This is a genomic window from Candidatus Binatus sp. (assembly GCF_030646925.1).
In the GTDB taxonomy this organism is placed as follows: domain Bacteria; phylum Desulfobacterota; class Binatia; order Binatales; family Binataceae; genus Binatus.
Genome location: NZ_JAUSKL010000069.1, coordinates 63,437 through 73,491, shown reverse-complemented (window position 1 = coordinate 73,491; position 10,055 = coordinate 63,437). Strand labels below are relative to the sequence as shown.

The following is a 10,055-nucleotide window of genomic DNA, read 5'->3' as shown; positions in this document are numbered from 1 at the left end:
CGGATTCGAGGAATCGTGGACGCCGGCATACGACAAGATGCGCGCGATGGATGCGATCCAGTACCTGTTCACGCAGCGCGTGTGGAACGAAGTTCAGATCCGCGACCTGGAACTCGTGGTGCGGCGGCCAAGCGGACCGCCGGCCGCGACAGTAATACTTGCACCCGAGTCGTCGCCGTCGCCTGCGGCAGTCGCGAGTCCCACGCCGACGATTTCCGTATCGCCGCACTAAAGCGATTCACTGCCGATTCGCGCTCCTATAGGCTGGTGCGAACTCGAAGCGGGGAGGCGGGAACCTCTCTATTCGACATCGATGGCCAAGATGGCCAAACTGTTGTAAACGGAGCGCAACACTGAACCAGGAGTTCGCACATGGCATTGAAGGTCGTCGGCGCAGGATTTGGTCGAACCGGCACGCTTTCGCTGAAGAAGGCGCTCGAAATAATCGGCTTCGGTCCCTGCTATCACATGATGGAAGTATTTCCGCGGCCGGAGCATGTCGCGATGTGGCATCGGCTGGCATTCGGGCAATCGATGGATTGGGATCTGGTCTTCCGCGACTTTCAGGCGACGGTGGATTGGCCGGCGGCGCGATGGTGGCGCGAGATGGCGGCGCATTATCCCGCCGCGAAGGTGCTGCTCTCAGTGCGCGATCCGAAAGCATGGTACAAGAGCATGAGCGATACCATCTACCAGCCGATGAAATGGCCAGTGCCCGATAACATGCCCGAACAGATGCGGCTGCAGAACGAAATGGTGCGCAAGGCAATTCTCGCCGACACGTTCGACAACCGCTTCGAGGACAAGACGCACGCGATCGAGGTCTTCCAGCGGCACAATCAGGAGGTGCGCGATACGATCGATCCCGCGCGGCTGCTGGTGTTCGACGTGCGGGAAGGATGGGCGCCGCTCTGCCGCTTCCTTGAAGTGGCTGTACCGGAGGAACCATTTCCGCGGCTCAACGACACCGCGAGCACGCAGGCATTGATTCAGCGGATGCGCGAATCGATGCGGCAGGTCTGAGATTTATCGCCACCCTGAGCGGAGCGGCGCTGATCGCGGGATGATCCTCCTGGGCGGCGGCTGTAAAAGCTGCTAAACCACCCGATCTTGCCATGTAAATATTGCAATTCCTGATTATTTAGATTTTATTATTCAGAGCGAATATCCATTGTATATTCAGGGTAAATACTCAATGAGTAGTATATTTTACTATTCGCTTGATATGGCGCTGATCGTGCATGGATTAGTGTCCAGTCGGAATCGACATAGGATTCGAGTCCGCACCTGATCCAGCCTGACTGTGGCCTTCCGCTCGCCTTTGACCACTCTCCGCTAGACCATCTTCTACTTTTTCATTTCTCGAAGGCTCGAGTGCGGGGATTCAATGAGTCACTCCAGGCTCGCTCCATTTCGGAACAGATTGGTCACATTGACGATAGCCGGTGTCGCGCTGATTGCGATCGCGGGATGCTCCGGTCAGCCGTTGACTACGCGCGAGAAGGGGACGCTCGCAGGCGGCGCAATTGGAGCCGGCGGCGGCGCACTGGTAGGCGCGGCGGTAGGAGCGCCTCTTGCCGGTGCAGCGATCGGTGGAGTCGTCGGCGCAGGAACTGGCATGGCAATCGGCAACAGCATGCAAAACAACGAGAACCGTCAGCGGTACGGCGAATAGTCGTTCGCGAGGGGCGCACGAGATAATATTTTGATGAAGAAGCAAGTCAAGAAGACAATCACGTGGTCGGCGGCAGTTTTGGCGCTAGCCTTCGCGACGCCGGCATTTGCGCAATACGACAACAATCAGCCTCAGCAATACGCCAGCAATGAAAGCGTAAGCTTTCCGGCCAACTATCCGTGGTTCAGCAGCAGTGTGCCGCAAGGTCAGAGTTTTCAACAGTACCTGCGGGATAATCGCGACGACCAGCTAGCGCTCGAGTCTAATCCGGGCCGACTCTATGATCCGGAGTGGCGCCTCCAGCGTCCGCGGTTGCGCAGCTTCCTTCAGTCGAATCCCGACCTATGGCGCGGCCTACAGTCGCAGGGCTACGGTCTGTACAACGATAGCTTCAGCAGCTTTCTCGCGAACCATCCCAGGGTCGCGTCTGATCTCCGTTCTAATCCCGAACTGGTATTCAATCGCAATTACGTTAGCAGCCACCCTGAACTACGCGATTTCCTGGCGAACCATCCTAACGTCTGGCGAAGTCTGAGTAGTTACTCTGGTTATTCGTCAGGTCGTAATCCGAATCGTTGGGGCGCCTACGACACGAACCGCCAATGGCGCGACGCATACTGGTGGCATGACAACCAGCCGGATGAATTTTATGAGAACCACTCAGAGTGGGCCTCGCTCAACCCTAAGTGGCTGAACCAGGATGGCGCTTACGACAACCAGCATCAATGGCACTATGGGAAATGGTGGTACCAGCAGAATCCTAAATGGGTATCGAGCAATCGTCCCAATTGGATCGAGCAGCATCGCTACTGGCAAAACAATCAGGCGACAGTGCGCGAGCGGAATGCACTGATCCAACAGCGTCAGCGGCAACAGGCGCTGCGCGAGGAGAACTATCGCAACCGCCAGCTGCAGGCCACCCGTATCCAGCAGAATCGACAGGCTACGCGGCAGCTCGCGGCCCGGGAACAGCGTAATCGTCAGGACTTGCGGCAGCAGGCGGCTCGCGACTTGCAGAACCGGCGCTATCAGGAGCAGCAGGCGGCGCGCGGTCAACGGAATCAGCAGCAAGCCATGCGCCATCAAGAGAAGAACGACAGAAAGGTTCAGCGGGCGAACCAGCATCGAGAGCAGATAGCGGCGCGGCAAGAGGATCATCGGGCGGCGCGCGCCGTCCGCGAACAGAATCGGGAAAACAAGCACGAGGCGCACGAACAGAACAAACAGGATCGGCACGACGGCAAGGATAAACGTCATGGGAATGGGAACGGCAACCAGGACTGATTGCGCTTGCGATGTAGCCTAACGGCTATCGCGTCGTCCCTGGAAAAAAAATGCGGCCGTATCGATTAAGTTCGGTGCGGCCGCATCTGTTACTGCTTGATGCTTAGATTGAATGCGAATGGCCGCCAATCCTGCAGATTACATCCCTCGCTTCAGACCGAGACTTTCTCCTCCGCGTTGAGCAGCACGTTGAAAACAACCGGCGGCACGCGCAAGCGATCGTCGCCGTCGTAGAGCGCGCGGACTTGCGCGAATGCGTCGTCGCCGGCGATCGTCAGCGCGGCGGCGCGATCGAGCACCGGCATGCTCTCGTCGGCGAGGCTGGCGTCGTCCTTCGGCATCAGGCCCCAGGCGTCCCACGGCAGCATCTCGGCGCGATTGAGCGACGCGAGATCGCGGAGCACGTTGCCGGCGATGAACCACATTCCTTTGAGTCCGGGCACCATCGACAGGCCGAAGTTACTTGCTTCAGCGCGGCCGGAGCGGCACGTCTGCCACGCGTCGCCGGCGATGATGAATCGATCGTGCGGCACGTCGAGGGGGTCGAAGTCGGGCTTGAAGATTTTTTTCTGAACCACGTCGAGCTGCGCGTCGACCAGGATCCAGCGCGACTGCCTAGCGTTCCAGTACTCGCCCACCCAATGATCCTCGAACTTGCCCTGATTGAAGTACGCGCCGAAGCCGCATCGCGCGCGGGCCGGGACGCCTTGCGCGCGCAGAATTCCGCATAGCATCAGCGTGAAGTGGCGGCACACGCCGGCGAAGCGCTTTTCCTTTTCGCGCGCGACAGTGATCGGACGATCGTCGAGCTCGAAAGTGCGGCGCAGGATGGCTTCGAGCGGACGGATGTTCGCGTCGTTGCGCCGCTCCTCGGAGAACCTCACGTCGTAGGCGAACGGCGCCATATCGCGATGAATCACAAAGCCCTGGATGATCTCACACAGCTTCCCGATGTCGCGCGGGAGGTCGCACACAACAGATGAATACCCGCCGGGATCGGTCATCGGCGCGTGGTTCTTATAGTACTCGAGGTGATTTTCCATGGGTTCAGCTCCTTCTCATGGGAGTGCTTGGATGAGGCGGCGCAGAGGTCCCGCTACCGCGTACAATAGCGAAGCGGCGGACACAATCACGAGCATCGTGCGATCGGCGCGCGAGTGGCACGCGCACCGGCTCGGCCGCGGCAGGCTCATAGCAACAACCTCTCATGCGCGCCGCTCCTTAGTTAGCCAGCTATGCTGCCGCGACGTACCGGGCCAGGCGATCCAGCGCGCTGTGCCATCGCTCGTGGTAGGCCGAAGTGGCGCCGGCGGGATCGAAGCCGGAATCGCACTCAAGCAACTCATCGATCGCCCTGCAGGCCTCGCGAACAGCTTGCGGATGGCTGAGTGCTGCGCCAATCGCGCCGCGGTCGGCCAGCTTCCAGAACCACGAGCGCTGTCCGGTCCATAGGTCGAAGCCCATACCTTGATGAACTCTTCGTTCGCGACTTAGCATGATAGTGCCTCCGCGTGATGACGGTGAACCTAGCGAGCCTTCATGATATGAGCTGCTAGCAGATCCAGGGATTCGCTCCAGCCGCCGCGATGTAGATCGCGAGCCGTAATCGACTCAAAGATGCCCTGGTGCAGAGTAAGTCTGGTCTTACTACCCTGCTCCTCTTCGAAGGTAAGTGTCAGCAGGGTTTCAGGACGGGTCGGCTTCCACTGAGCGTCCGACCACGCATAGGTGCTGACGAGACGCCGCGGCGGAACAATCTCGCGATAAACGCCTTGCAGGTAGTGGTCGCTTCCCTGGGGCGAGCGCGAATGGACGCGAAGGATGCCGCCGGTGCGGACATCCATCTCGCACGAGATCACCTTGAAGTCGCGCGGACCGAACCATTGAACCAGATGCTCGCGCTCGGTCCATGCCTTGAAGACGAGGCTGCGCGGCGCGTCGAAGGTGCGCGTGATGACGAGTATTCGACCCGCGGGTTCTGTCGCGAGGTTACTTTGTGCTTCCATGCTACCTCTCCTTTTATCGGCGACGGCGCTATTTCTTGCGTCCATTTTTCTTCTCCTTGGCGTCGTTCTTCTGCAGCTCGCGCAGATAGTCCTCAAGGCGATCGAAGCTCTCGTCCCAGAAGCGGCGGTACTGCTCGAGCCAATCGACTGCGTCCTTGAGCGGCGCGGCCTTCAACCGGCATGGGCGCCACTGCGCGTCGCGTCCGCGCGCGATCAGGCCGGCGTGCTCGAGCACCTTCAGATGCTTTGAGACCGCAGGCAGGCTCATCCGGAACGGCTCAGCCAGCTCGGTAACCGACGCTTCGCCGAGGGCGAGGCGGGCCAGGATCGCGCGCCGGGTGGGATCGGCGAGAGAGGCAAAAGTGGCGCTGAGCTGATCGGATGACATAGCTGGTGGAGACCTTTGAAGCTTGCTGAACCTTCCAGTTAAATAACTATATGGTTAAATACCTCGATATCCGATAATTTGTCAAGTGCCGTTTTTTGAAAAGTTGATCGCGCCACGATCAGGTACGTCAAGCGTCACTGAGCGAGGACCGCGCTGACTCGCGCGAAACCATCTGTTCGTGATTTACTGCTCGCCGAGAATTTGGTTTCGAACGCGCGGAGAATTTTTCGATGACGCGCGCAATCATATCCGCGTAGGGCAAGGAGCATAAATGGAAGCCTTCGAACACTACTTATCCGCAATGCAACTGCATCCTGTGGTCGACCATTTCTCGGTGAGCCTGCTGATGGTCGCGGTGCTGCTCGATTTGATCGCGAGCATGGCATCGACGCGGCTCTGGCTGCGGTATTCGGCAGTCACGCTGATGATTCTCGGCGCGCTGGCAGCGGGCGGATCGTTCTTCACGGGCGACATGGAGGCCGACCGCATCTGGAACGCGCTCGGCGCGCCGGCGAAGGAAGTTCTCAAGCGGCACGCGGAACTCGGCGAATATCTCGCGATCGCATTCGGCGTGCTCGCGCTCTGGCGCTTGATGATCGAGACGCTCGGCTTCATGGCGGGCTCGCGAATGATTTATCTGATCGTCGCGCTGGTGGCCGTGGTCGTACTCGGATACTCGGCTCATCTTGGCGGGGTGCTGGTGTACGATTACGGCGCGGGGACCGCATTGATGGCCGGCGTGCCGGTGCCCAACGAATCGGCGAGTCCGAGCGCCACTCCCGCTGCCGCGCCCACCACCGCGGGCCCGATCCCGACGGTCTCTGTGCCGACTCCAGCGCCGACGACTGCGGCGCCTTCCGCGTCCGGTGCGGCGGCTGAATCGCCACCGGCGAGCGCGGCGAATACTCTTACGCCGAGCGCGACTTCGACGCCGGCGTCGGCGACCAGCATGTAGAATCGCGACTCGGTTGGATCGGGTTGATAGTTCGGCGGGGAAGTCGTACTCAAAAGTTACTATGGAAGCAAAAACCAACGCGCAGGAATCGCTCGCGGTCGCGGACCGGCTGTTCAAATCGATCGAGCACGGCGACCTCGCCGCAATCCGCAGCAGCGTTTACGCGCCGAATGCGAAAATCTGGCACAACAACGACGGGCTGACGCAGACCGTCGAGCAGAATCTCGCCGTGCTCGGATGGGTGGTCGCGAATATCAACGAAGTCGCGTACACGGAAGTCCGCCGCCAGCCGACGCCGACCGGATTCGTGCAGCAGCACGTGATGCGCGGCAAGCTGAAAAGCTCGGGCAAGGAATTTTCGCTGCCCGCGTGCATCATCTGCGAAGTCGAGAACGGACGAATCACGCGGCTCGACGAGTACCTGGATTCGGCGCATACCGCGGCGCTGCGATAATCAACTCGCGGCTGCGATAGCGCCGCTCGAAGGAGTCCTGACATGAACCAGCGTTTAGGTTTCGGCGTGTTTCTCGCACCGCATCATCCAATCGGGGAGCATCCGACGCTCCAGCTTCAGCGCGATCTCGAACTCGTGAAGCATCTCGACGATTTGCTCTATGACGAATTCTGGGTCGGCGAGCATCATTCGGCCGGATGGGAGACGATCGGCTCGCCCGAGATGTTCCTGGTGGCGGCGGCGGAGCGCACCAAGCGAATCAAACTTGGGACGGGCGTCATCTCGGTGCCGTATCATCATCCGTTTAATATTGCGCAGCGAATCGCGATGCTCGATCACTTGAGCCACGGGCGCGCGATGCTCGGCGTCGGGCCGGGCGCGCTGCCGTCGGACGCGGTGATGCTCGGAATCGATCCGATGACGCAGCGCGACAAGATGGACGAAGGCCTCGGCGTGGTTATCCGCCTCCTCCACGAGCGCGAGCCGTTCAGCTACAAAGGCTCGTGGTTCGAGCTGAACGATGCGGCGCTGCAGATTCGTCCGCTGCAGGACAAGATCCCGGTCGCGGTCGCGTCCACGATCTCGCCGTCGGGAATGAAAGCCGCGGGCAAGTACGGCGTCGGCGTGCTCTCGGTCGCGACTTACTCGGAAGAAGGCTTGCAGGCGCTGCCGACGCAGTGGGGTTTTGGCGAGACCTCGGCCAAGGAACACGGCCAAGTGATCGACCGCGCCAACTGGCGGATTCTCGTCAACGTGCATCTGTCGGACTCGAAAGAGCAGGCGCTGCGCGAAGTGGCCGAGGGTTTGAAGAGCTGGCAGAACGAGTATCTCGTGGGAATCCTCGGGTCGCCGGTCGCCAAGCCGATCGAGGACGGCTACAAGGCGGCGCAGCGGATGTCGGAATACGGCGGCGGCATTTTCGGAACGCCTGAAGACGCGCTGATCGCGATCGAAAAGCTGCAAAAGCATGCGGGCGGTTTCGGCACTTTGATGTGTTTCGCGCATGACTGGGTGACGCGCGAACAGAGTCTCCGCAGTTACGAGTTGCTGGCGCGATACGTGATGCCGCGATGCCAGGGGCTGATCAAGCCGATCGACGACTCGGCGAATCGAGTGCGCGCCAACAAGAAGGAACTGATGGAGAAATCGACGGGCGCGATCCTGAAAGCGATCCACGACTACAACGCGACGCATCCGCGGGAGAAAAAGAAGTAAGCGCGCCCCGCGCGCGCTACACCGCAAAATGCGGAAGCGGCCGCTTTTAGTTACTTTCGATTTGTTAGACAGGTTCGGTAAGACCTAATAGCATGGTAGCAATCGAGGTATTGCTGAATCGTTTAGTTGCTACTTGGCCACACCGTCATTGTTCGACCGCGCGGAGATAGTTTTCAATGGAAGCCTTAGCCATAAGCACTGATTTAGCGGAAAGGTTAGGCAGCGTTCGGTCATTAATTGAGACGGCGCCTATTGTTAAAGATGCGGCGCGGCGGAGATTGATGAGTCGAATCCGCGAGTTAGACGAAACGCTGATCGCACTCATTACAAAAGTACGCGACGATTTGTACACTTTCTTGCGCGCTCCTGACGAAGCTCAATCGCCGGGAAAGATCGACGAAGCGATCGTAGTGGCAAATTTGATCGCGACGAAACTTGAGGCGTCGGCGGAGGTGCTCGGTCGCTCTAACAATTTCCCGCGATGGCATAAAGTATACGCGCAGCGGATCGCCGAACTGTCGGATGAACTTCGCGACATTGAGGAGACACTTGCACTCGGTCGTAGTGCTGCGTTTCAGGGACTGTTAGAAAGCGCCAAGCGCGAAGCCGCGAACTAGAGCGCAGTGCAGGGCGTACGCGTCCGGCTCCGATTCGGTCCCACCTATGAGCGGGATTTGAAGCGCGCCAAATTAGGTTCAAAGACTTCAACCGCGCTCAAAGAAAGCTGGAACGAAATCCTCTCGGAATTTAGAGCTAATCCGAGCAATCCGTCTATTCCTCTCGCAGGTACACCCATCCCCGGCAACAACCGGCAGATCTTTAAGAAGAGGATTCCTGATCCGGATAAGAATCGCGGCAAATCTGGAGGTTATCGACTGATCTATTGGTGGCGCACAGCCGAAGCAGAACTGGTCGGTCTCCTGCTTTACCACAAATCTGAAAAAGAAGATGTCACGAAAAAGGAAATCGAGGCAGCCCGGACCAGGTTCATTTCCGAGAACCCCTTTTAGCCTCGCGCGCGTGCCTGTCGTCTGCTTTTGCTTCTTCGATAGTTTTAGCTGTCCCAGTTCAAAAACATTTGGATCAGGCGCGGGCGCGGGTTGCGGATGGTTGCCGTGAGGCGGGGGGGTGCGGTAACACTCGACTTGGAATCAAGGAGAATCGCGCAAGGAGACTCGCCATGGACAGTCGAAGTAGGTTGCAATAATGGCGCGAAGGCAAATCGGCACGGTGAGCGCGCTCGCGCGATATCCGGTCAAATCGATGCTCGGGGAGCATCCGGCGGAACTCGAGTTCAGCGAGCGCGGCGCGATCGGCGATCGCGCGTACGCATTGCGCGAGGCCGTGACCGGGCAGATCGCGAGCGCCAAGAAATTCGCGGGGCTGTTCGAATTCCGCGCGGCGTACGACTCGCCACCGGTTGCGGGGCGCGTAAATCCCGTGACGATCACGCTGCCTGATTCGCGCAAGATCCATGCTGAGGACGCCGATGCGGCCGACGCGATTTCGACCGCACTCGGGCGCAAGATGAGGCTCGAACGCGCCGAAACGGCGCACAATGAGCGCGCTGGAATCGATCCTGCCACGGTGTTTGCCGATGTGCCGTTCGACCAGATTTTTCCCGGCATGAAGGCGATGCCGGACAACTTCAAACTCGAGCAGGCGAGCTTTTTCGATACCAACGTGATGCACGTGATCGCGACCGGCACGCTGCGCCATCTGTCGAAGCTAACCGCCGGGTCGAACTTCGATCCGCGCCGTTTTCGTCCGACGATCCTGGTCGAGACGGGCGCGCGCGATGATGCGTTTATCGAAGATGACTGGATTGGCGGCACGCTCGAAGTCGGCGCGGGTTTGAAAATCGTCGCGATGCAACCGGCGCTGCGCTGCGTGATGACGACTCATCCGCAGGAAGATTTGGGGCGCGACTACGCGATTCTGCGCACCGCTGCGTATCATCATAAAGCGAACGTCGGCGTGTTCGCGTCGATCGGCGCTGGCGGCAAAGTTCGCGTCGGCGATCCGGTCTATCTCGTTCAGTAGCCGTCCCGCGACAACCGTTGTCGCACTGTTGAAAG

The 10,055-nt window shown here is 59.5% G+C and carries 13 protein-coding genes and 1 pseudogene; 10 read left to right on the top strand and 4 right to left on the bottom strand.

Annotated elements, in window-relative coordinates:
• The 4 genes and pseudogenes from Q7S58_RS12800 to Q7S58_RS12785 form a co-directional block, all read left to right on the top strand.
• Nucleotides 1-232 (top strand): annotated as a pseudogene (locus Q7S58_RS12800) (hypothetical protein); the annotation flags it as partial.
• Nucleotides 233-372: 140 nt separating this feature from the next.
• Nucleotides 373-1,023: a sulfotransferase family protein gene (locus Q7S58_RS12795; protein ID WP_304826026.1), complete on the top strand. Its 651-nt coding sequence runs from the start codon at nucleotides 373-375 to the stop codon at nucleotides 1,021-1,023.
• Between the two features lie 409 nt (nucleotides 1,024-1,432).
• Entirely contained in the window at nucleotides 1,433-1,675 is a 243-nt protein-coding gene (locus Q7S58_RS12790; RefSeq protein WP_304826023.1) for a glycine zipper domain-containing protein, read from the top strand.
• A 33-nt stretch (nucleotides 1,676-1,708) separates the two neighbouring features.
• Entirely contained in the window at nucleotides 1,709-2,959 is a 1,251-nt protein-coding gene (locus Q7S58_RS12785; RefSeq protein ID WP_304826020.1) for a hypothetical protein, read from the top strand.
• Nucleotides 2,960-3,111: 152 nt separating this feature from the next.
• On the opposite strand, the gene Q7S58_RS12780 is transcribed toward Q7S58_RS12785, so the two are convergent.
• The 4 genes from Q7S58_RS12780 to Q7S58_RS12765 all read right to left on the bottom strand — a co-directional run bounded on the left by Q7S58_RS12780 (nucleotide 3,112) and on the right by Q7S58_RS12765 (nucleotide 5,353).
• Nucleotides 3,112-4,002 carry a transglutaminase-like domain-containing protein gene (locus Q7S58_RS12780; protein WP_304826016.1) on the bottom strand — a complete coding sequence of 297 codons (891 nt, stop codon included), beginning with the start codon at nucleotides 4,000-4,002 and terminating at the stop codon, nucleotides 3,112-3,114.
• A gap of 190 nt (nucleotides 4,003-4,192) precedes the next feature.
• Nucleotides 4,193-4,456, bottom strand: coding sequence for a hypothetical protein (locus tag Q7S58_RS12775; RefSeq protein ID WP_304826013.1), 264 nt, complete (start codon nucleotides 4,454-4,456; stop codon nucleotides 4,193-4,195).
• A gap of 29 nt (nucleotides 4,457-4,485) precedes the next feature.
• Nucleotides 4,486-4,965 carry an SRPBCC domain-containing protein gene (locus Q7S58_RS12770; protein ID WP_304826010.1) on the bottom strand — a complete coding sequence of 160 codons (480 nt, stop codon included), beginning with the start codon at nucleotides 4,963-4,965 and terminating at the stop codon, nucleotides 4,486-4,488.
• A 28-nt stretch (nucleotides 4,966-4,993) separates the two neighbouring features.
• A complete protein-coding gene (locus Q7S58_RS12765; RefSeq protein WP_304826007.1) occupies nucleotides 4,994-5,353 on the bottom strand; it encodes a helix-turn-helix transcriptional regulator in 360 nt (119 codons plus the stop codon).
• Between the two features lie 271 nt (nucleotides 5,354-5,624).
• Between Q7S58_RS12765 and Q7S58_RS12760 the strand changes: the two genes are divergently transcribed.
• The 6 genes from Q7S58_RS12760 to Q7S58_RS12735 all read left to right on the top strand — a co-directional run bounded on the left by Q7S58_RS12760 (nucleotide 5,625) and on the right by Q7S58_RS12735 (nucleotide 10,020).
• The gene (locus Q7S58_RS12760) at nucleotides 5,625-6,308 is read left to right on the top strand and encodes a DUF2231 domain-containing protein (protein WP_304826004.1); all 684 of its coding nucleotides are present in this window, start codon (nucleotides 5,625-5,627) and stop codon (nucleotides 6,306-6,308) included.
• A 61-nt stretch (nucleotides 6,309-6,369) separates the two neighbouring features.
• Nucleotides 6,370-6,762: a nuclear transport factor 2 family protein gene (locus Q7S58_RS12755; protein WP_304826001.1), complete on the top strand. Its 393-nt coding sequence runs from the start codon at nucleotides 6,370-6,372 to the stop codon at nucleotides 6,760-6,762.
• A gap of 42 nt (nucleotides 6,763-6,804) precedes the next feature.
• Nucleotides 6,805-7,977 carry an LLM class flavin-dependent oxidoreductase gene (locus tag Q7S58_RS12750; RefSeq protein WP_304825998.1) on the top strand — a complete coding sequence of 391 codons (1,173 nt, stop codon included), beginning with the start codon at nucleotides 6,805-6,807 and terminating at the stop codon, nucleotides 7,975-7,977.
• 176 nt (nucleotides 7,978-8,153) lie between these two features.
• Nucleotides 8,154-8,594 (top strand): hypothetical protein, encoded by a 441-nt coding sequence (locus Q7S58_RS12745; protein WP_304825995.1) that lies wholly within the window; start codon nucleotides 8,154-8,156, stop codon nucleotides 8,592-8,594.
• 57 nt (nucleotides 8,595-8,651) lie between these two features.
• Nucleotides 8,652-8,987 carry a type II toxin-antitoxin system RelE/ParE family toxin gene (locus tag Q7S58_RS12740; RefSeq protein WP_304825992.1) on the top strand — a complete coding sequence of 112 codons (336 nt, stop codon included), beginning with the start codon at nucleotides 8,652-8,654 and terminating at the stop codon, nucleotides 8,985-8,987.
• Between the two features lie 196 nt (nucleotides 8,988-9,183).
• Nucleotides 9,184-10,020, top strand: coding sequence for an MOSC domain-containing protein (locus Q7S58_RS12735; protein ID WP_304825989.1), 837 nt, complete (start codon nucleotides 9,184-9,186; stop codon nucleotides 10,018-10,020).
• Nucleotides 10,021-10,055 lie beyond the last annotated feature (35 nt).

Excerpts from the sequence above, each read along its gene's own strand:
- Q7S58_RS12795 (WP_304826026.1), top strand. The coding sequence starts at position 373 with ATGGCATTGAAGGTCGTCGGCGCAGGATTTGGTCGAACCGGCACGCTT.
- Q7S58_RS12785 (WP_304826020.1), top strand. The coding sequence starts at position 1,709 with ATGAAGAAGCAAGTCAAGAAGACAATCACGTGGTCGGCGGCAGTTTTG.
- Q7S58_RS12780 (WP_304826016.1), bottom strand. The coding sequence starts at position 4,002 with ATGGAAAATCACCTCGAGTACTATAAGAACCACGCGCCGATGACCGAT.
- Q7S58_RS12775 (WP_304826013.1), bottom strand. The coding sequence starts at position 4,456 with ATGCTAAGTCGCGAACGAAGAGTTCATCAAGGTATGGGCTTCGACCTA.
- Q7S58_RS12770 (WP_304826010.1), bottom strand. The coding sequence starts at position 4,965 with ATGGAAGCACAAAGTAACCTCGCGACAGAACCCGCGGGTCGAATACTC.
- Q7S58_RS12765 (WP_304826007.1), bottom strand. The coding sequence starts at position 5,353 with ATGTCATCCGATCAGCTCAGCGCCACTTTTGCCTCTCTCGCCGATCCC.
- Q7S58_RS12760 (WP_304826004.1), top strand. The coding sequence starts at position 5,625 with ATGGAAGCCTTCGAACACTACTTATCCGCAATGCAACTGCATCCTGTG.
- Q7S58_RS12755 (WP_304826001.1), top strand. The coding sequence starts at position 6,370 with ATGGAAGCAAAAACCAACGCGCAGGAATCGCTCGCGGTCGCGGACCGG.
- Q7S58_RS12750 (WP_304825998.1), top strand. The coding sequence starts at position 6,805 with ATGAACCAGCGTTTAGGTTTCGGCGTGTTTCTCGCACCGCATCATCCA.
- Q7S58_RS12745 (WP_304825995.1), top strand. The coding sequence starts at position 8,154 with ATGGAAGCCTTAGCCATAAGCACTGATTTAGCGGAAAGGTTAGGCAGC.
- Q7S58_RS12735 (WP_304825989.1), top strand. The coding sequence starts at position 9,184 with ATGGCGCGAAGGCAAATCGGCACGGTGAGCGCGCTCGCGCGATATCCG.